The sequence below is a fragment of the Pseudomonas sp. 478 genome (assembly GCF_003254125.1).
Classification (GTDB): Bacteria; Pseudomonadota; Gammaproteobacteria; order Pseudomonadales; family Pseudomonadaceae; genus Aquipseudomonas.
The window spans coordinates 217,150-236,156 of record NZ_QKZG01000008.1 but is presented as its reverse complement, the minus strand read 5'-3'; the positions used below and the strand labels follow the sequence as shown (position 1 = coordinate 236,156).

16 protein-coding genes and 3 tRNA genes are annotated in these 19,007 nt (G+C 58.7%); 4 read left to right on the top strand and 15 right to left on the bottom strand.

Annotation, left to right across the window (positions count from 1 at the left end):
• Window positions 1-444 precede the first annotated feature (444 nt).
• The 5 genes from DFS28_RS18540 to DFS28_RS18520 form a co-directional block, all read right to left on the bottom strand.
• The gene (locus DFS28_RS18540; protein ID WP_111450973.1) at window positions 445-1,740 is read right to left on the bottom strand and encodes a virulence factor family protein; all 1,296 of its coding nucleotides are present in this window, start codon (window positions 1,738-1,740) and stop codon (window positions 445-447) included.
• The gene (gene mprF / locus DFS28_RS18535) at window positions 1,740-4,382 is read right to left on the bottom strand and encodes a bifunctional lysylphosphatidylglycerol flippase/synthetase MprF (protein ID WP_111450972.1); all 2,643 of its coding nucleotides are present in this window, start codon (window positions 4,380-4,382) and stop codon (window positions 1,740-1,742) included. Before mprF ends, DFS28_RS18540 begins: the two co-directional genes overlap by 1 nt.
• A gap of 278 nt (window positions 4,383-4,660) precedes the next feature.
• Window positions 4,661-4,737, bottom strand: a tRNA-Met gene (locus DFS28_RS18530).
• Window positions 4,738-4,968: 231 nt separating this feature from the next.
• Window positions 4,969-5,045: transfer RNA gene (locus DFS28_RS18525), tRNA-Met, on the bottom strand.
• A 231-nt stretch (window positions 5,046-5,276) separates the two neighbouring features.
• Window positions 5,277-5,353, bottom strand: a tRNA-Met gene (locus DFS28_RS18520).
• 300 nt (window positions 5,354-5,653) lie between these two features.
• Between DFS28_RS18520 and dinB the strand changes: the two genes are divergently transcribed.
• Window positions 5,654-6,715 (top strand): DNA polymerase IV, encoded by a 1,062-nt coding sequence (dinB, locus tag DFS28_RS18515; protein ID WP_008153950.1) that lies wholly within the window; start codon window positions 5,654-5,656, stop codon window positions 6,713-6,715.
• Between the two features lie 145 nt (window positions 6,716-6,860).
• Here the strand turns inward: dinB and DFS28_RS18510 are convergent, their stop codons facing one another.
• The 4 genes from DFS28_RS18510 to DFS28_RS18495 all read right to left on the bottom strand — a co-directional run bounded on the left by DFS28_RS18510 (window position 6,861) and on the right by DFS28_RS18495 (window position 11,655).
• Window positions 6,861-7,814 carry a hypothetical protein gene (locus DFS28_RS18510; protein WP_111450971.1) on the bottom strand — a complete coding sequence of 318 codons (954 nt, stop codon included), beginning with the start codon at window positions 7,812-7,814 and terminating at the stop codon, window positions 6,861-6,863.
• A gap of 17 nt (window positions 7,815-7,831) precedes the next feature.
• A complete protein-coding gene (locus DFS28_RS18505; protein ID WP_111450970.1) occupies window positions 7,832-9,547 on the bottom strand; it encodes a proline--tRNA ligase in 1,716 nt (571 codons plus the stop codon).
• Window positions 9,548-9,691: 144 nt separating this feature from the next.
• Window positions 9,692-11,257 (bottom strand): AmpG family muropeptide MFS transporter, encoded by a 1,566-nt coding sequence (locus DFS28_RS18500; RefSeq protein WP_008153940.1) that lies wholly within the window; start codon window positions 11,255-11,257, stop codon window positions 9,692-9,694.
• Window positions 11,258-11,301: 44 nt separating this feature from the next.
• Window positions 11,302-11,655 carry an MGMT family protein gene (locus DFS28_RS18495; protein ID WP_008153938.1) on the bottom strand — a complete coding sequence of 118 codons (354 nt, stop codon included), beginning with the start codon at window positions 11,653-11,655 and terminating at the stop codon, window positions 11,302-11,304.
• A 165-nt stretch (window positions 11,656-11,820) separates the two neighbouring features.
• Here DFS28_RS18495 and DFS28_RS18490 point away from each other — a divergent pair, with 165 nt between their 5' ends.
• Window positions 11,821-12,828 (top strand): DUF481 domain-containing protein, encoded by a 1,008-nt coding sequence (locus tag DFS28_RS18490; RefSeq protein WP_111450969.1) that lies wholly within the window; start codon window positions 11,821-11,823, stop codon window positions 12,826-12,828.
• Between the two features lie 109 nt (window positions 12,829-12,937).
• Here DFS28_RS18490 and DFS28_RS18485 read toward each other — a convergent pair whose 3' ends face one another.
• Window positions 12,938-13,147, bottom strand: a complete 210-nt coding sequence (locus tag DFS28_RS18485; protein ID WP_002554837.1) for a cold-shock protein — start codon at window positions 13,145-13,147, stop codon at window positions 12,938-12,940.
• Between the two features lie 354 nt (window positions 13,148-13,501).
• Here DFS28_RS18485 and dcd point away from each other — a divergent pair, with 354 nt between their 5' ends.
• Both dcd and DFS28_RS18475 read left to right on the top strand, forming a co-directional pair.
• Window positions 13,502-14,068 carry a dCTP deaminase gene (gene dcd / locus DFS28_RS18480; RefSeq protein WP_007904652.1) on the top strand — a complete coding sequence of 189 codons (567 nt, stop codon included), beginning with the start codon at window positions 13,502-13,504 and terminating at the stop codon, window positions 14,066-14,068.
• A 105-nt stretch (window positions 14,069-14,173) separates the two neighbouring features.
• Window positions 14,174-14,383: a hypothetical protein gene (locus tag DFS28_RS18475; protein WP_008153934.1), complete on the top strand. Its 210-nt coding sequence runs from the start codon at window positions 14,174-14,176 to the stop codon at window positions 14,381-14,383.
• A gap of 111 nt (window positions 14,384-14,494) precedes the next feature.
• Here the strand turns inward: DFS28_RS18475 and DFS28_RS18470 are convergent, their stop codons facing one another.
• The 5 genes from DFS28_RS18470 to DFS28_RS18450 are packed head-to-tail and all read right to left on the bottom strand — an operon-like array spanning window position 14,495 to window position 18,690.
• Window positions 14,495-15,259: an ABC transporter ATP-binding protein gene (locus DFS28_RS18470; RefSeq protein ID WP_111450968.1), complete on the bottom strand. Its 765-nt coding sequence runs from the start codon at window positions 15,257-15,259 to the stop codon at window positions 14,495-14,497.
• 13 nt (window positions 15,260-15,272) lie between these two features.
• Complete coding sequence (locus DFS28_RS18465) at window positions 15,273-16,391, bottom strand: succinylglutamate desuccinylase/aspartoacylase family protein (protein ID WP_111450967.1); 1,119 nt, start codon at window positions 16,389-16,391, stop codon at window positions 15,273-15,275.
• A 24-nt stretch (window positions 16,392-16,415) separates the two neighbouring features.
• Entirely contained in the window at window positions 16,416-17,126 is a 711-nt protein-coding gene (locus DFS28_RS18460; RefSeq protein WP_046046256.1) for an ABC transporter permease, read from the bottom strand.
• Entirely contained in the window at window positions 17,123-17,851 is a 729-nt protein-coding gene (locus DFS28_RS18455; protein ID WP_111450966.1) for an ABC transporter permease, read from the bottom strand. The genes DFS28_RS18460 and DFS28_RS18455 overlap by 4 nt, the downstream gene beginning before the upstream one ends.
• Window positions 17,852-17,907: 56 nt before the next feature.
• The gene (locus DFS28_RS18450) at window positions 17,908-18,690 is read right to left on the bottom strand and encodes a transporter substrate-binding domain-containing protein (protein ID WP_111450965.1); all 783 of its coding nucleotides are present in this window, start codon (window positions 18,688-18,690) and stop codon (window positions 17,908-17,910) included.
• Window positions 18,691-19,007: the final 317 nt, after the last annotated feature.

The following is a 19,007-nucleotide window of genomic DNA, read 5'->3' as shown; positions in this document are numbered from 1 at the left end:
CCCGATCGCTGAATGGTCAGCGACGTCCGGAGAGTATCCCGTCGAAGAAAAGCGCAACAAGGCATCAAAGTGCCCAAACGCGAGATTCGGAGTTTGCCTACAAGGTCCGCGGGCGTCATCTGATATTGCGAGATCTTTTAGTAAACGAAACTAAACATTGATCAGGCCAAGGCAGTTAGTCACGACGATATGCGGGCACGGTACGCCAGGAAAGACTAAGAGCTCGCGGGCGGTAGACGCATCCGCACAGGCGATACGTAGATCCTGTGGGAGCGGGCTTGCCCGCGATGACGGCGGCAGATCCAACATTGATGTGGCAGACATACCGCCATCGCGGGCAAGCCCGCTCCCACAGGGACCTGCGGTGCGGGTTAAATTGCGTACCTATGAAAAAGCCCCCGCAACCCTAAGGCTGCGGGGGCTTTTTCGTAGGCGGGGCTCAGATCACTCCTGAGCCGCCGTTTCCTTCGCTTGGCGCTTCTCAATGATGTCCACCAACCGCTGCGCCAGTTTCGGGTAGTTCTCGTCGAAGTGGTGACCGCCAGGCAGTTTCATCGCCTCTCCAACCGCAGTCTTGTCGGTACAGCCGCTCTCGTCGACTTCCTCTTCACCGTAGATGCACACCACTTTCTCCGGCGGCAGCTTGGCCATTTCCGGGCCGGTGGCGGCTTCTTTGCCGGCGTTGCCGAGCCAGCCTTCGACTTCGATTTCGAAGCTGCCGGTGCGGGCGAAGGCCAGCAGGATAATTGCGTCGACGCGTTGCTGCTCCGATGGCTCCAGGCGGTTGTAGATCGCCGGCAGGACGTCGGCGCCGAACGAGTAACCGGTCAGGATGAAGCGCTTGGTGCCCCATTTCTGCCGGTAGTGCTGCATCAGTTCGGCGAGGTCCAGGGCGCTTTGCTCCGGGCTCTTGTGTTGCCAGTAGTAGCGCAGGGTGTCGATGCCGACGACCGGGTAGCCGATCTTCGCCATCTCGCCCGCTACGTCGCGGTCAAGGTCGCGCCATCCGCCGTCACCGGACAGGAACAGGGTCACGGTGTCCTTGGCTTGGCCGGCGGGCACTTCGACTACCGGGATCTGCAGGCCGCCAGCGGCTTTATCGCCGCCAACGAGGATCTTGCGCAGTTCGTTGTTCAGCACTTGCGGCAGGTTGATGTCGTAGTCGCTGATGCTGGTTTCGGCGTTGGGTTGGTCGCGCACGAAGCCGGCGCTGGTGTCGTCCGGGTTGTCGTTCCAGGCCACCAGCCAGTGCCCGTGAGCGGCGCTTTTCGGTAGTAGGTGGGTGCAGCCTGGTTTTTCCAGGGCCAGGTCCACCGAGACGGCTTGAGCCTTGTCGTTCTTCTGCTCGGACAACCAGCGCCACGCCAGCACGGCGCCAGGGCCGATGCCGCTGACCAGGGTCGCCGGGCCTTTGAGTTCTCTGAGGGCCGATTGCAGGGCGCGACTTTGCAGCAGGCAGTCTTTGGGCAGGATCACCTGAACAATCTGCGCCGAACCGGTGCGGCTCAAGGTCATCAACTGTTTGTTGCTGAGCTTCTGGTCTTCATTGACCGCCACCAGCACCTGGGCGCGTGGCGTGTTGCCGGGGATGACACGGGTCATCGCGGCGCCATCGGCAGGCGTCAGCTGTTCGAGGGTCGGTTCGGGTGCCGGGCGTTTCAGGTACCAGTAACCGCCACCGAGAATCAGGGCCAGCACTACCAGTGTGGCCAGTACGTACCGCAAGGAGCGTTGAATCATCAGCGTTTCACCAATCCAGTCAAGCCGCCCGCAATCAGGGCAGCAGTGTCGGCCAGGGCAACCAGCGGATCGAGTCCGGCGGGCACGGCCATATAACGGGGTTCCCAGTCAGGCTGGAATTTGTCTTTGAAACGGCGCAAGCCTTGAAAGTTGTAAAGCTGCTCACCACGGCGGAAAACCATCGAACCCAGACGCTGGGTCAGTGGGGCGCCACGACGGGGTTGCAACCCCGACAACGGCACCATGCCCAGGCTAAAGCGCGCGTATCCATGATTTTTATAATGTTGAATCAGGCCGACCATCATGAACTCCATGGTCAGCTTGGGGGCCTCCGGGTGCGCGCGCATCAGGTCGAGGCTGGCCAGGTCATGACCATAAGTCTCGAGCAGGTTGGCGAACGCCACTGGGCGTCCTTCGAAACGAATCACCGCGACGCGGAAGTGTTTGAGGTAATCATCGCTGAAACGACCGAGGGAGAAGCCTTTCTCGCGCACGTTCTTGCCGGTCAGCCAGGCATCTGAAATTACCTTGAGTTCTTCCATCGGTGCTTGCCCTGGATCAAAGATCTCCAGCGACAGGCCATCGCGAGTGCCGCGGTTCCAGGTGTAGCGCAGGTCTTTCATCTCTTTGCCTTTGGCCTCGAGATCAAAGCGATGCAGATCGACCCGGGCTTCTTCGCCGAGTTTGATCGCGGTCAGGCCGATGTCCATGTAGTACGGCAGGTTCTCGGCGCGCACTTGATAGAACACAGGGCGGGCGTGGTGGATGTCGCAGAGGTCGCGGAACTGCCAGATCATTTCCGCCCGTTGCTGGGTCGGGCCGATCGGGTCATACAAGGCCACCAGGCTGCGACCACGGCGGGCGTACATCAGGAACGCCTCGTCATTGGGATGAAACAGCAACGCCTTGTCACCGGTCAGGGCGAGGCCTCCATCCGGTTGTGCGGAGGCCATCAGGATCTTTACCGCGCGGTCCAGCTCATCGGGCGTTGGCAGATGGATCACCGGGCGCGCGGTGCGCAGCAGCCAAGTCAGGGACACCACCACCAGCAGCACGGCGGCGCCGAGCAGCGAGCGCAAGCCACGCGGGGCATCGGCGTCGAGGGTGAATTGCCACCAGAGCTGATGACTGTACGGGACGTCCTGATAGGCGAACAGCAACAGCCAGATCGACGCACCGAGTACGCACAGGCTCGCCACCAGATACAGCGGCGAGAACGGCACCTCGGTCAGGCGGCTGGGGCGATAGAACGAGCTGCGGAAAACCCCCAGCAAGCTCGCAGTTAGCGTCAGCAAGCAGGCTTCTTCCCAATCGAAACCCTTGAGCAGAGAGAGCAGGGCAGCGACCAGCAACAAAATGGTGGTCAGCATCCAGGCGGCCGACAGTCGGCGGCGCAGCCCTTGAGCCAACAGCAAGCAAAGCACGCCGATCAGGCTGGCACCGAAGTGCGAAGCGTCGACCAGTCGATGCGGGATCAGAAAGCCGATGTGTTCCAGGCGTGTGTCGATTTCCGGGGTGGCGCCGGAGAACAGCAGCACCACGCCGGACAGAAACACCAGCACCGCCAGAATCGGCGCGGCCAGGCCGGATGCAACCCTTAAGGACTGACGCGATTGAAACAGGCGCTGCCCTTCGTTGATCAGCAGGAATACGCAGGCCACCAGCAATGGCAGCACCACGTAGATCAGGCGATAGAGCAGCAGGGCGGCAGCGAGTGGCGCAGCGCCTAGGGTGTTGGAGAAGGCGGCCAGCAGAATCGCTTCGAATACCCCGACGCCGCCGGGAACGTGACTGAGCACTCCGGCGGCCAGGGCCAGCAGGTACACCAGCAGGAATGCGCCGAAGGGTGGCGCTTCTGGCAGTAACAGATAGAGCACGGTTGCCGCGGCGGCAACGTCCAGGGCCGTGATGATCAGTTGCAGGAACGTCAGGCGTCGGCCCGGTAGGCGCAAGGTGCGGCGTCCGACCTTGACCAGCAGGTTGTCCGGGTAAGGTTGCTCTGGCAGGCGGCGTCGGTAGATGCCGATGGCCAGTACGCTGAAGAGCAGCAAAACGGCCAGGGCGATGACACCCAGCAACATCTCGGACAGACCCAGGGCGGCAGAGGCGCCAGGCAGGTTGCTGAGGGTGGCGAGGGCGGCCAGTGGGGGCAGGGCGCAGCCGAGCGAGAGGCTGGCGAACAGCGTCATGTGAGCGACTTCAGAAGCGCCCAGGCCATGGCGTGCATATAAACGGTAACGAACCGACCCCCCCGAGAGCATCGAGAGGCCGATGGCATTGCCGATGGCGAAGGCGGTGAACCCGCCGAGGGCCAGGATTCGTGGCGCCAGTGCCACGCCCGCGTAGCGGCTGGCCGACCATTCGTAGCCCAGCAGGATAATGAAGCCGACCACGGTCGCGCCCAGCGCACCCAATAATGCCGGTTTCGGAACGTCGAGAATCGAGTCGTGCAGAGCGTACAGATCGAGTTCGCTCAGCAGGTGGCGACAGGCAATCAGCGCGATAGCGAACAACAGCAAAGTGACGGCCAGGCCGATGGGCTGACGGTATTTGCTGATTCGATCAAGCAAGCGCAGACGCTCGGCCTTGATCGGTTGTGTCACTGTGACGGTGTCTTGTGAATCAGACGAGTTGGCGCGCATCAATCACCTCTTGGATTGTGCGCGACAGGATGGGGGTATCCAGCCAAGTTACCAATCCCTGTAGAAAAAAATAATCACAAATATTAACGCCTCTCACCGGCTATCGGCGATGGTACGTCATCAGTCGTAGAGGGTTCTGTCTGTGGCTCAGCATAGTCTGGACTCAGAGCATGGGTGAACCCGAACGGCTCGCTACACAGTGGCAGATCATTGTTGCGAAAGGACTTTTTCAGCGGATACAAAAAAGGCCACTCTTTCGAGTAGCCTTTTTTGATGTTTGGTTGCGGGAGCCGGATTTGAACCGACGACCTTCGGGTTATGAGCCCGACGAGCTACCAGACTGCTCCATCCCGCGTCTGTGTGGCGGCATTCTACAGGCGAACGCTGGAGTGTCAACCGTTAATCCTGAATAGGGTCAAATAAGCGTAAATGAGCGGCGAACGGTCGTGGGGGAGACTTAAGTTTCGGAATCAGAACGATTTCTCATGCCGCGCCGTCAGCCGTTACCCGCTCGTATCCATGCTCAGATTTACAAAAGAGACGCGCACAAAAAAGGCCACTCTTTCGAGTAGCCTTTTTTGATGTTTGGTTGCGGGAGCCGGATTTGAACCGACGACCTTCGGGTTATGAGCCCGACGAGCTACCAGACTGCTCCATCCCGCGTCTGTGTGGCGGCATTCTACAGACGAACGCCGGAGTGTCTACCGTTAATCCTGAATAGGGTCAAATTAGCGTAAATGAGTGGCGAACGGTCATGGGGGGAGACTTAAGTTTCGGAATCAGAACGATTTTTCAATCCAGCAACGTCAGCCGTTGCCCGCTCTTGCTATCTCGCATTTACAAAAGAGACGCGCACAAAAAAGGCCACTCTTTCGAGTAGCCTTTCTTGATGTTTGGTTGCGGGAGCCGGATTTGAACCGACGACCTTCGGGTTATGAGCCCGACGAGCTACCAGACTGCTCCATCCCGCGTCTGTGTGTCGGCATTCTACAGAGGATCGGCAGGCTGTCAACCTTCAATGCAGAAAAAACCTCTTCCCGTTCAATCGCTTAGCTCAAAAATAGGGCTGAGTGATTGGCTGTAAGGTCGGTGTGGCAAGGCTTTCAGCTCTATCGGGCGAAGCTTTTCGATTAAGAAAATAAATTCATCGGCACTTTTCCTACAAGTAGAAAAGAACATTCAGAGTACTGGTGCTATATACAGGTGTCAGTGAGATACTGCCAATCTGACTCGCCAGTACGCCATTTCTTCACCATGAACACTGCTTTTATATGACGCAGCGAAAAATCATCCACGTCGATTGTGACTGCTTCTACGCCGCCATCGAGATGCGTGACGACCCGCGCCTGGCCGGGAAGCCTCTGGCAGTGGGCGGTTCTGCGGATCGACGTGGAGTGATCGCCACCTGCAATTATGAGGCGCGGGCTTATGGGGTGCGCTCGGCCATGTCTTCCGGACATGCCTTGAAGCTGTGCCCGGACCTGACCATCGTCAAGCCACGCATGGATGCCTATAGAGAAGCCTCTAAGGAAATTCATACGATCTTTCGCGATTACACCGACTTGATCGAGCCGCTTTCCCTGGATGAGGCCTACCTCGACGTGTCTGACAGCGCGCATTTCGGTGGCAGCGCCACGCGGATCGCCCAAGACATTCGCCGTCGCGTCTCTAATCAACTGCACATCACCGTTTCGGCGGGCGTTGCGCCGAACAAGTTTCTGGCCAAGATCGCCAGCGACTGGAAGAAGCCCAACGGCTTGTTCGTCATTACGCCGGATCAGGTCGAGGATTTTGTCAGTGGTTTGCCGGTGAGCAAGCTGCACGGCGTTGGCAAAGTGACCGCAGATAAATTAGGCAGGCTTGGCATCGTCGATTGCTCGCATCTGCGTGAATGGGACAAGTTGGCGCTTGTGCGCGAATTCGGCAGCTTCGGCGAGCGACTCTGGAGCCTCGCCCGTGGGATCGATGACCGATTGGTGCACAACGACAGTCGTCGGCAGTCAATCAGTGTCGAAAACACCTACGACGTGGACTTGCCGGATCTGGTGAGCTGCCTCGATAAATTACCCGAGTTACTGGAAACCCTGGCTGGCCGCATGGCGCGAATCGACAGCAGCTATCGACCGGGGAAGCCGTTCGTCAAAGTGAAATTCCATGACTTCACCCAGACCACTCTGGAGCAGGCCGGGGCAGGGCGGGATTTGGGGAGCTATCAGTTGTTGCTGACCCAGGCGTTCAATCGCGGCGGGAAGCCGGTGCGGTTGCTGGGGATCGGGGTGCGGCTGGAGGATTTGCGGGGTGGGTTTGAGCAGATGGAGTTGTTTGAACGGTAGTGGCAGGGTTTTGGTGCTGTTGTGAATGTCAGGCCGCTTTCGCGAGCAAGCCCGCTCCCACAGTTGACCGCGTTGTTCAGACGAATGCGGTCAACTGTGGGAGCGGGATTGCTCGCGAAAGCGGTTTGACGAAGCTTTTTGGCTTTTAGTTCGGTCCCGGATCCGCGACCAGTCGCCCGGCATCCTTGGTCAATGACTTGAGGAATTCGGTCTGCAACTCGGGATCGTTGCGCGTCAGTTCGATCAGGCTTTGTTCCAGCTCGGTGGCTTCTTCTTCCAGGCCCAGTTCCGACAAACGTTTGACCCGGTGTACCCACTGGCTCACTTCGTCGTCTTCGAGGTCGTCGTAAATCAGCCCGTGAGCTTCGAGCAGCTTACCGCGCAAGGAGCTACTGACCGCCAGGGACGAATTGGTGTGCACCTCGTCCTGAGCATCCTGGACACTGATCAGCAGCCGGCTCAGATGATTGATGTCGTGTTCGGCGAACGGGCTGTCCAGCAGGTTTACGCGCAATACACCGTTTTTGTCGGTGCTCATCTCGAACGTTTCCTTGCCGGCCTTGACCTCAACCGGACGCTCGCTCCACGGCAGGCTTGAGTATTCGGTGCGCTTGTCGAGCTGGACCTCGTCGATTCCCGCCAGGTTCTGTTGCGCGCGACCATGAGACTGCACGTTCATGAACGGGTTGAGCCCGGCGAAACCGTAGCTCAACCAGTCTTTCGTCACGCTGTCCGGCAGGTTGCCGAGGGCGAACACGTTGACCACGTTCGCACCGACACCGGCCACCACGGCCACCGCACCCAGCGGGATCTCGTAAGCCTCCCGCCAGGGTTGGTAAGGCGTGTAGCGGTCGTAGTGGCGTGTGACTTCGAATTCGGTGACTTCGAAAGTCTTCTGCTCCTGGATCTTCACCCGACGTTGCGGCAGCTCAAGCACCTTTGGCTCGCCGACATCGATCTGCAGGCTGTGGTCGAGCAATTTACGCTCGACACGTTCCTCGTGCTCGCTGCGTTGTGACATGTGATTGGCACAGCCGCTGACCAGCAGGGTGCCGCACAGGGCGGCACCACCGAGGCCTAAGGTGTTTCGCTTGAACATGACTTCTCTATCTGGTGTCAGCGGCGGATACGGGACTGAAGGAAGGCCAGCACGTCTGCGACCGGCAGCGCTTGCGCTTCGGGCTCGGTGCGGCTCTTGTATTCAAGATTGCCTTCGGCGAGGCCGCGGTCACTGACCACGATCCGGTGAGGAATGCCGATCAGCTCCATGTCCGCGAACTTGATGCCCGGGCTGGTTTTCTTGTCGCGGTCGTCCAGCAGTACTTCGAAGCCGGCGGCCGTCAATTCTGCATACAGCTTGTCGGTGGCTTCGCGAACCTGTTCGGTTTCGTAGCGCAGCGGTACCAGAGCGATCTGGAACGGGGCCAGCGTGTCGCTCCAGATGATCCCGTTGGCGTCGTTGTTCTGCTCGATGGCTGCAGCCACCACGCGGGAAACGCCGATGCCGTAGCAACCCATTTCCAGGGTGACTGGCTTGCCATTCTCGCCCAGCACTTCGCACTTCATCGCTTTGCTGTACTTGTTGCCCAGCTGGAAGATGTGCCCGACTTCGATGCCGCGCTTGATTTCCAGGGTGCCCTTGCCATCCGGGCTCGGGTCTCCAGCGACCACGTTGCGCAGGTCGGCAACGGTCGGAACCGGCAGATCACGCTCCCAGTTCACGCCGAAGTAGTGTTTGTCGTCGATGTTGGCGCCGATGCCAAAGTCGCTCATCAATTCGACGGAACGGTCGATGATGATTGGCAGCGGCAGGTTCAGCGGGCCCAGGGAGCCGGCGCCGGCACCAATGGCGTCGCGCAGTTCGGCTTCGGAGGCCATGACCAGCGGGCTGGCAACGCCAGGCTGGTTGCCGGCCTTGATTTCGTTCAGCTCGTGGTCGCCACGGATGATCAGGGCAATCAGCTTGCCTTTCTCTTCAGCGTGAACCACCAGGGTCTTGATGGTCTTTTCAATCGGCAGGTTGAAGCCTTCGACCAGTTGCGCGATGGTCTTGGCGTTCGGCGTGTCGACCAGGCGCAGCTCTTCGGCAGGTGCGGCGCGGGAAGTTTCGCGTGGCACGGCTTCGGCTTTCTCGATGTTCGCCGCATAGTCGGAACCGTTGCTGAAGACGATATCGTCTTCGCCGGATTCGGCCAGTACGTGGAACTCGTGGGAGCCTGCACCACCGATCGAGCCGTTGTCGGCTTCAACCGGGCGGAATTTCAGGCCCAGGCGGGTAAACACGTTGCAATACGCCTGGTGCATACGGTCGTAGGTGACCTGCAGCGATGGCTGGTCAGCGTGGAAGGAGTAGGCGTCCTTCATGATGAATTCGCGACCGCGCATCAAGCCGAAGCGTGGACGGATTTCGTCACGGAATTTGGTCTGGATCTGATACAGGTTGATCGGCAGCTGTTTGTAGCTGCTCAACTCGTTGCGCATCAGGTCGGTGATGACTTCTTCGTGAGTCGGGCCGGCGCAGAAATCGCGACCGTGGCGATCCTTGAAGCGCAACAATTCAGGGCCGTATTCTTCCCAGCGACCGGATTCCTGCCACAGCTCAGCCGGTTGGGTGCTCGGCATCAACACTTCGAGAGAGCCCGCGGCGTTCATTTCTTCACGAACGATGGCTTCGACCTTGCGCATTACTCGCAAGCCCATCGGCAGCCAGGTGTACAGGCCCGAGGCGAGTTTGCGGATCATGCCGGCGCGCAGCATCAGCTGATGGCTGATCACGACCGCGTCGGAAGGCGTTTCTTTCTGTGTGGCGAGCAAAAATTGACTGGTGCGCATGGTTGGCCGTTGTCGGTTGCTGATGACGAGAAATGACGGAGCATTGTACGGGCGAGATCTGCTGGCGTACAGGCGTGCGGTCGGCGGGGTGTGGCGGGAGGGCGGGAATCCCCCCGCCCTCTGCGCTGCTTCCTGCTGAAGAACCTACGATTCTTCCGCGACCTGGGTCGGAACCGGTTCGGGTGTCGGCGTTGGCGTCGGGCCTTCGCGGCGGCTTTCCTGGAACCAGTGCAGCGCGATCAACAGTAGCGTCGGAACGCCCAGCAGGGCAGTGATCAGGAAGAAATTGTGATAACCGAATTTCTCCACCATGACCCCGGAGTAGCCGCCGATCAGGCGTGGCAGCAAAAGCATGATCGAGCTGAGCAGGGCGTACTGGGTCGCCGAGAACTTCAAGTTGGTCAGGCTCGACAGGTAGGCGACAAACGCCGAGGTCGCCAGGCCCGAACTAAAGTTATCCAGGGAAATAGTGAGGATCAGCATGTTCAGGTTGGCGCCCATGTCGGCGAGCATCAGGAACAGCAGGTTGGTGCCGGCTGATGCAATGCCGCCGATGAGCAGAATCGGCAAGATGCCGAAGCGCACAATCAGCAGGCCGCCCATGCCGGCACCGACCAGGGTCATGATCAGGCCGAAGATCTTGCTGACGCTGGCAATCTGATCCTTGGTGAAGCCCTGGTCGATGTAGAACACGTTAGCCATCACGCCCATGACCGTATCGGACATCCGATAAGTGGCGATCAGCCCAAGCAGCAGGAACGCTTGCCAACGGTAGCGCAGAATAAAGTCGTTGATCGGCGTCAGCACCGGCGCCAGGCCGCGGCGGCCAATGGCCGACAGGCATATAGCGGTGAGGGTGGTGTAGAGGATCGCCCGCAGGAACGCGCGGTCTTCGAGCAGCAGGTCGAGCACGCTCACGCCTTCGAACAGCACGCTGGCGAAATCGGTGTTGTACAACTGAGTGAACATGGCCGGCACGGAAACCAGCAGCACGATCAGCACAAACACCGATGCCAGTTGATGCACAAAGCTGTAGCGCCCGGCCTGAAGCTGCGTGCGTAGCGGCACCGGCGGTTCCCGCATGAAAAAGGAGGTCAGCAGCGCTGGAACCATCAAGGCGCCGAACAGGATGTAGGTGCCGGCCCATGCCGAATGCTTATAGTTGAAACCGGTGGAGCCGAAGCCTTCAGCGAAGAACAGGGCGCCGGCGGTGGCCAGCAGCGCGGCGATCCGATAACCAGACATGTAACTGGCGGCGAGCGCGGCCTGGCGGGTGTCGTCGGCGATTTCCAGGCGATAGGCGTCGACCGCGATGTCTTGCGTCGCCGAGGCGAAAGCAACGACCACGGCAATGGCGATCAGCCAGGACAAATGCTTTTGCGGGTCGCAGAAACCCATCCCGATCAGGCCGAGAATGACCAGTGCCTGGGAGAGCACCAGCCAGGAACGTCGGCGACCGAGCTTGCCGAGCAATGGCAGGCGCCATTGGTCGAGCAGCGGTGACCAGACCCATTTAAAGGCGTAGGCCAGGCCTATGAGGCTTGCATAGCCAATGGTTTCGCGCGCTACGCCAGCTTCGCGCAGCCAGACCGAAAGTGTCGAAAACACCAGCATGTAGGGCAGGCCGGCGGCGAAACCAAGCAGCAGCAGTACAAGCGTCGAGGGGCTGGCATAGGCGGCGAGCGCGGCGCGCCAGGTTTTACGGGGCATGGGCTGGAGTCTGCCTCAAGAAATACGGAAACAAAGCGCGCACTCTAACCGCTGTGCTCTACCGGGCGCCAGCCATGGCGCTGAATATCAACACGATTGTTCAGGATACTGATGCCCTCCATGCGCAAACGCGCGCGTTGTTCATCCCCCGAAGGGCTGCCTGCAGGCAGGCTGATACGCCCGCCGGCGCCGAGCACGCGGTGCCAGGGTAATTTGCTGTCGCCCGGCAGTTGGCTCAGTGTCCGCCCGACGAAGCGGGCGGCGCGACCCAGTCCCGCCAACTCGGCGAGCTGACCATAACTCACGACTTTGCCCTCTGGGACCTGCGCCAGAGTCAGGTACAGCGCCGTGCGTCGGATTTGCGCCGGACTATCGGTTTCAGTGGTGGAGTCGGTCACGTCGGCAGTTCCTGAAAAAAAGTTCGCATTACCGTCTGTAGAGTAAATCCTGGATCAGCTATTGAGAAATGAACTCATTAGAAATAGTCGGGTCAGTCCTTGCTAGGGTCTTATTCGTATGGGTAATGCCGACTTTTTTTCGCAAACTTGAGCCTGTATTTGCTTATGTTGTCCAGATCCCTGCTGTGCCTTGCTGTCGTCAGTGCCTCCACGCCCTTGCTCGCCGATACCGTCTGGTTGAAGAACGGTGACAAGCTGAGCGGCAAGATCACCGTTTTCGATGGCGGCAAGCTGTTGATCCAGACCGAATACGCCGGTGCCGTCCCGATCGACTGGAAGCAGGTCAAAACCCTGGAAAGCGATCAGCAGTTGCTGGTCAAGCAGGACGCCTACACCGGTGAAAAGGCCAAGGCGCTGCATGCGGCAGAAGACGGCAAGGTCACCCTGGCCAACGGCGACGCTCCCAAGACTGTAGAGCTGGCCAGCATTCAGCAGATTCTGAAGCCAAAGCCTGTCATCGAGGATTTGGTGTGGAAGGGTAATGTCGATGCAGCGCTGGATTATCAGCGGGCCGAAAAAGACACCGATGATTACGATATCGACTTCAAGACCACTGCGCGTCATGGCAGATGGCGACACACCGCAGAAGGCGAGTACAACCGCGAATTTCAGGATGATGTGGTCACTACCGACAACTGGCGGGGCGAATACTCGCTCGACCGCTTCCTGACCGAGAAGTGGTTCTGGCAGGGCCGCGCAGTCTATAAGCGCGACAAGGTCGAAGAGCTCTCTCGTCAGCGCACCGTCGGTACTGGCCCCGGTTACCAATTCTGGGACGACGAGCTGGGCGCGTTCTCGCTGGGGTCGCTGGTCAACCGCACGGACTATGAGTTCGCTGACGGCAGCAAGGAAAACTTCTATTCCGTGGCAATGAAGTGGGATTACAACCGCTACCTGATCGGCAAGAAGGTGGAATTCTTCACCAATGGCGAAGTGGGCAAGCCGTTGTCGGGCGTAGCGGATTACGCGCTCGATGCTGAAATGGGCTTGCGCTACAAAGTGACCGAATGGGCATCGCTTAACCTGAAGGCCGAACGAGACATCATCAGCGGCACCGATGAGGCTGATCTGGACAAGACTCGGTACACCGCCGGGTTTGGTGTGGCCTGGTAAAACGCAAAAAATCGCAGCCATGGGCTGCGATTTTTTTTGCCTGCAAAACAGACAGGCACAAAAAAGCCCCGCTTTTGAGGGCGGGGCTTTTTACTAAAGCAAGTACAAGTTAGATAACTTGAACTTCTTCAGCTTGCATGCCTTTCTGACCGCGGGTAGCGATGAAAGAAACCTGTTGGCCTTCTTTCAGGCTTTTGAAGCCGTCGGATTGGATAGCTTTGAAGTGAACGAACAGGTCGTCACCGGATTGTGGAGTGATGAAGCCGAAGCCTTTTTCATCGTTGAACCACTTAACGGTACCAGTTTGGCGATTAGACATGGTGTAACTCCTTGAACAAAGATAACTGCGACTCAGGAAGAACCCTGGCCGAGACTGAGTGCAAAGAGCAGGAAAAATTCTTGTAGATGGTTGGATCGAAATTCAACATATCGTGTAGAGATTCTCAGTGACACAAGCAGCACAGTGGCGCCACCTTAACCCTTTTTCAGGAACGTGCCAATGCTTGCGGTGAAGGTTTCTCTGTTTTCATGACTGACGGTCCGCTGGTTTTCCCCCAAGGGCCGGAAATTACGGGGGATCGCCAAGATTTGTGACCCGGACTTTGAACCCGAAGCGCGCGCCCGGTAAGATGCCGGACAGATTTTTTCCACCTCGCTATTCAGGACACCCGCCATGAGCATCAAATCGGACAAGTGGATTCGCCGCATGGCGCAAGAGCACGGCATGATCGAGCCCTTCGTAGAGCGCCAGGTGCGCGGCAGCGACGATAGCCGTGTGATCTCCTACGGCGTGTCAAGCTACGGCTACGATGTGCGTTGCACAAATCATTTCAAGGTGTTCACCAACATCAATTCGGCAATCGTCGACCCGAAAAACTTCGATGCCGGCAGCTTCGTCGACATCCACAGCGACGTGTGCATCATTCCGCCGAACTCCTTCGCCCTAGCCAGCACCGTCGAATATTTCCGCATTCCGCGTAATGTATTGACCATTTGCTTGGGTAAAAGCACCTATGCGCGCTGCGGTATTATCGTCAACGTCACGCCGCTTGAGCCTGAGTGGGAGGGTCATGTGACCCTGGAGTTCTCCAACACCACCAATCTGCCGGCGAAAATCTACGCGAACGAAGGCGTGGCACAGATGCTGTTCCTTGAATCCGACGAAGAGTGCGAAGTGTCCTACAAGGACCGTGGCGGCAAGTATCAGGGCCAGCGCGGCGTCACCCTGCCACGCACCTGATCCGTTCGTCCGGGAAGTCGTGGGAATTCTTGAGCGGGTAGACACTCTATTGGGTGTACTGCCCGGTTCGCGCAACGCGGACGGGCCATCGCTCAGGAGTGCCCTATGAAGATCGATCCGCGAATAAGTGCCGAACTGGCAAGGCTTGAGCCCAATCAGGTTGGCGTTTTGGCCTGGTCCTTGTTGGCACATCCACCTATCAACATGGCAGGGGGCATCCCCGGTCAGCCTGATCCCGATACCCCCAACGAACAACCCACCGAGCCCGGTGAGCCTACCTTGCCGGATGAGCCGCCTCCCGCGCCTGTAGCCTGATACCAAAACGCACGTAGGAGCAAAGCTTGCTCGCGATGAATGCGACGCGGTCCATTAACGACCGAGTTATCGTTCATCGCGAGCAAGCTTTGCTCCTACAGGGTTTTAGGGTTACTTGAGGTTGCCGCTCAGGAACTGCTTCAGCCGCTCACTCTTCGGATTGCCCAACACGTCTTCCGGTGCGCCTTCTTCCTCCACCAATCCCTGGTGCAGGAACAACACCTGATTCGAGACCTTACGGGCGAAGCTCATTTCGTGGGTCACCATGATCATGGTTCGGCCTTCCTCGGCCAGACCCTGAATCACCCTGAGCACCTCACCCACCAGTTCGGGATCGAGGGCCGAGGTGGGTTCGTCGAACAGCATCACTTCTGGCTCCATGGCGAGTGCCCGGGCAATCGCCACGCGTTGCTGTTGACCACCGGAAAGAAACGCCGGGTATTGATCCGCTACGCGCGAGGCCAGGCCGACCTTGTCGAGATAGCGTCGGGCACGGTCTTCGGCTTCCTGCTTGCTGCACCCCAGCACCCGACGCGGGGCCATGGTGATGTTTTCCAGCACCGTCATGTGGCTCCACAGGTTGAAGTGTTGGAACACCATGGCCAGGCGAGTGCGGATCCGTTGCAGTTCATTGGCATCGGCCACATGCATGCCGTGGCGATCCTTGATCATGCGGATATTCTTGCCGTCCAGGCTCATGGCGCCGTCGTTGGGCTGTTCGAGAAAGTTGATGCAACGCAGGAAGGTACTTTTGCCCGAGCCGCTGGCGCCGATCAGGCTGATGACGTCGCCGGTGTTGGCCTTGAGCGAAACGCCTTTGAGTACTTCATGTTCGCCATAGCTTTTATGCAGGCCTTCAATGGTCAGTTTGTACATGGGGCATGCATCCTCAAGGCGAAAGTAGGTAGCCGCTGCGATAGGCTTCGGTGCCCGCAATGTGGGCGATCACCATGCCGGCAGTGGCCATGCGCCGTAGCGAGCGGGCGTACATCAACCCGGCGACGGTGCAATGAACGGGGGTGACGCGGTCAAGGATCGGGTCGATGATTTCAGCAATCAGTTGCCCGGCTTCGAGGTATTCCCCTGGTAGCGCGGTAAACACCAGCAGCCCGCCGACCGGTGTCGCTACCGGTTCAACACCGGCCAGCGGCGTAGCCGGATAGGGCAGTTCAGGCAGCGACGCCGGTTCGCCGGCAATGGCGCCGAAGTGAGTCAGGTAATTGATCAGCGCCTGGCAATCAAGGCTGGCCAGCGGGTGATTGACGTCACCCTGACCGCGCAATTCGACGGTGACCGAAAAACTGCCCAGCGGAATATCAAAGTGTTCGCCGAAGCGTTCCTTCAACTGCCACCAGAGCAGGGTGAAGCATTCATCGAACGACTGACCGCCGGAGTCGGTCGCCAGCAGGCTGGCTTCGGCACCGATGTACCGCGCCAGCGGCTCGACCTGCGGCCAGGCCTCGGGCGTGGTGTAAAGGTGGGTGACCGCTTCGAAATCGCAATGCAGGTCCAGCACCATGTCGGCATCGCAGGCCAGCCGTTGCAGAGCCAGGCGCTGGGATTGCAGTTGCGTGCTGGCCGTCTGTTGGGCGAGGGCATTGCGCAGGCTGCTGCGAATCAGTTCGAGGTTGTGCTGCGGATCGTCGCCGAGCAGGCCTTCGATCTCGTTGCCAACGGCTTCGCTCAGATCGACGAACCAGCGATTGAAGTTCTGCCCGCTTTCGAGGTCGTAACGGCCCAGCGGCACATCCATCAGCACTTGTTCGAGGCCGGCCGGATTGGCCACCGGCACCAGCACGATTTCGCTGCGCAAACGGCCGGCGGCTTCGAGTTCCGCCAGACGTTGCTTGAGGTGCCAGGCAACCAGCATGCCGGGCATTTCGTCGGCATGCAGGGATGACTGGATGTAAATCTTGCCTTTGGCCGATGAGGGGCCGAAGTGAAAGCTGTGAATCTGTCGCGCGGTCCCCGGCAGCGGGGCCAGCAGGTCATGAATCTGGTGGCGCATGTCTCTTTATCCCTAAAGCGGGTCCTAGTGGGTCGGCCCGAGGAAGGCCAGCCATCGGCGTTCGGCGAGGCGGAACAGGCCGACCAGCGCAAAGGTAACGGTCAGGTAGATCAGCGCGGCGATGCCGAACGACTGGAAGGTCAGGAAGGTCGCCGAGTTGGCGTCCCGCGCGACTTTCAAGATGTCCGGGATGGTCGCGGTGAAGGCCACGGTGGTTGAGTGCAGCATCAAAATCACTTCGTTGCTGTAATAAGGCAACGAACGACGAAGGGCCGAAGGCATGATCACGTAGGCATAAAGCTTCCAGCCTGTCAGGCCGTAAGCCTTGGCCGCTTCGACTTCACCGTGCGCCATGCTGCGAATCGCCCCGGCGAAAATCTCCGTGGTGTAGGCGCAGGTGTTCAGGGCGAAGGCCAGGATCGTGCAGTTCATCGCATCGCGAAAGAACGCATCCAGCACCGGTTGGGCGCGCACGGCGGCCAGGCTGTAGATGCCGGTGTAGCAAATCAGCAGCTGGATATACAACGGCGTACCGCGGAACAGGTAGGTGTAGAACTGCACCGGCCAGCGGATGTAGAAGTGTGGTGAAACCCGGGCGATGGACAGCGGAATCGACACCAGGAAGCCGATGAAGATCGACGCACTGAGCAGCCACAGGGTCATGGCCAGGCCGGTGATGTTGTTGCCGTCGCTATAAAGGAAGGGTTTCCAGTATTCCTGCAGGAGTTCGATCATCGTACGGCCTCCCGGGAACCGGCGGCGTAACGACGTTCGAGCCAGCGCAGGACGAAGTTGGAGGCGCTGGTGATCAGCAGGTAAATCAGCGCTGCAAGCACCAGGAAGTAGAACAGTTGATAAGTGCTTTTGCCGGCATCCTGCGCAGCCTTGACCAGGTCGGCGAGGCCGATGATCGAGACCAGTGCGGTGGCCTTGAGCATCACCATCCAGTTGTTACCGATACCCGGCAGGGCAAAACGCATCATCTGCGGGAACACTACGATCCAGAAACGCTGGCCGCGCTTGAGGCCATACGCGGTTGCCGCTTCGACCTGGCCCCGTGGGACCGCGAGAATCGCGCCACGAAAGGTTTCGGTGAAGTACGCGCCATAAATAAAGCCCAGGGTGATGACCCCGGCGCTGAACGGGTTGATCTCGATGTATTCCCATTCCATGAAGTCGGTAAACGACGTCAGCCAGGTTTGCAGGCTGTAGAAGATCAACAGCATCAGCACCAGGTCCGGCACACCGCGAATCAGCGTGGTGTAGACCTGCGCCGGTACGCGCACCAGTTTGACTTTTGACAGTTTTGCACTGGCGCCGAGCAGGCCGAGCAACACGGCTACCAGCAGCGACAACGCCGATAATTTGATGGTCATCCAGGTGCCTTCCATCAGCAACGGACCGAAGCCCTTGAGGCTGAAGGCGGAGAGCCCCAGGTTTTGTAAGAGGTTTTCGAACATAAATCAGCAACCTGATCGGATAAAAAAAGCGCCCATCGCGAGATGGGCGCCGGGCATTATTTGCCGCTGTACAGATTCAGATCGCCAAAGTGTTTCTTCTGAATGGTGGCGTAGGTGCCGTCGTCGTGTAACGCTTTGATACCTTTATCAAGAAGTGCCTTGAGGTCTTTGTTACCTTTCGAGATACCGACAGCTGTTTTGGCTGGCAGCAATTCGTTGTCGACCGGCTTGCTGACTTCGTAATTGGCACCTTGTGGCGACTTCAAAAAGCCCAGTTCGGCCTGCAGCATGTCCTGGATGCCGGCGTCGAGACGACCGGAAGTCAGGTCGGAATACACCTGATCCTGGTTGGCGTAGGCCTGGGTTTTCACGCCCGCCTTGTCCAGAACGGCTTTGGCATAGGCTTCCTGGATGGTGCCTTGTTCGTAGCCGACGGTTTTGCCCTTGAGCGAAGCGACGTCTGCGGTTATGCCAGAACCTTTCTTGGACACGTAAGCGGTTGGGCCGGAGAACAGCTCGCTGGAGAAATCGATGACTTTTTCGCGGGCCGGGGTGACGGTCATCGAAGAGATCACGCCGTCGAATTTATTGGCTTTCAGGCCCGGAATCATGCCGTCGAAATCGCTTTCGACCCATTTGCACTTGACCTTCAGCTCGGCGCAGATCGCGTTGCCCAGATCGATGTCGAAGCCTACCAGGCTACCGTCAGCCGCTTTTGACTCAAACGGCGCGTAGGAAGGATCAACGCCAAAACGCAATTCCTTGTATTCCTTGGCCAGCGCGGAACCGGCTGCCATGCACAACGCCAGTGCAGAAAGGGTCAGCAATGCTTTTTTCATTATTCAATCCCTAAAAACCAATATGAGCGCTTGTGGCGCAGAATTATTGTTACTGGAAAGCGTAAGACCCTATGAAAGTAGCAATTTCCGAACCAGAGTCCCGAACAAGTGTTTTAAAAGGTGATTCAAGAAATGGCAAGGAGGGATTTGTGCACGAAAACGGGCGCCTGGAAACAGCTGCACCAACTTGGTTCGGAATGGCACAAATCCATGTGGGAGCGGGCTTGCTCGCGAAGAGGGAGTGTCAGTCGATATGAATGTGCCTGACATACCGCTTTCGTCGGAACGCCGCCCGGAGCCAGCCCGCTCCCACAGGG

Bases quoted from the DNA above. Each gene is read 5' to 3' on its own strand.
- DFS28_RS18540 (WP_111450973.1), bottom strand. From the start codon at position 1,740: ATGATTCAACGCTCCTTGCGGTACGTACTGGCCACACTGGTAGTGCTG.
- mprF (WP_111450972.1), bottom strand. From the start codon at position 4,382: ATGCGCGCCAACTCGTCTGATTCACAAGACACCGTCACAGTGACACAA.
- dinB (WP_008153950.1), top strand. From the start codon at position 5,654: ATGACGCAGCGAAAAATCATCCACGTCGATTGTGACTGCTTCTACGCC.
- DFS28_RS18510 (WP_111450971.1), bottom strand. From the start codon at position 7,814: ATGTTCAAGCGAAACACCTTAGGCCTCGGTGGTGCCGCCCTGTGCGGC.
- DFS28_RS18505 (WP_111450970.1), bottom strand. From the start codon at position 9,547: ATGCGCACCAGTCAATTTTTGCTCGCCACACAGAAAGAAACGCCTTCC.
- DFS28_RS18500 (WP_008153940.1), bottom strand. From the start codon at position 11,257: ATGCCCCGTAAAACCTGGCGCGCCGCGCTCGCCGCCTATGCCAGCCCC.
- DFS28_RS18490 (WP_111450969.1), top strand. From the start codon at position 11,821: ATGTTGTCCAGATCCCTGCTGTGCCTTGCTGTCGTCAGTGCCTCCACG.
- DFS28_RS18485 (WP_002554837.1), bottom strand. From the start codon at position 13,147: ATGTCTAATCGCCAAACTGGTACCGTTAAGTGGTTCAACGATGAAAAA.
- dcd (WP_007904652.1), top strand. From the start codon at position 13,502: ATGAGCATCAAATCGGACAAGTGGATTCGCCGCATGGCGCAAGAGCAC.
- DFS28_RS18475 (WP_008153934.1), top strand. From the start codon at position 14,174: ATGAAGATCGATCCGCGAATAAGTGCCGAACTGGCAAGGCTTGAGCCC.
- DFS28_RS18470 (WP_111450968.1), bottom strand. From the start codon at position 15,259: ATGTACAAACTGACCATTGAAGGCCTGCATAAAAGCTATGGCGAACAT.
- DFS28_RS18465 (WP_111450967.1), bottom strand. From the start codon at position 16,391: ATGCGCCACCAGATTCATGACCTGCTGGCCCCGCTGCCGGGGACCGCG.
- DFS28_RS18460 (WP_046046256.1), bottom strand. From the start codon at position 17,126: ATGATCGAACTCCTGCAGGAATACTGGAAACCCTTCCTTTATAGCGAC.
- DFS28_RS18455 (WP_111450966.1), bottom strand. From the start codon at position 17,851: ATGTTCGAAAACCTCTTACAAAACCTGGGGCTCTCCGCCTTCAGCCTC.
- DFS28_RS18450 (WP_111450965.1), bottom strand. From the start codon at position 18,690: ATGAAAAAAGCATTGCTGACCCTTTCTGCACTGGCGTTGTGCATGGCA.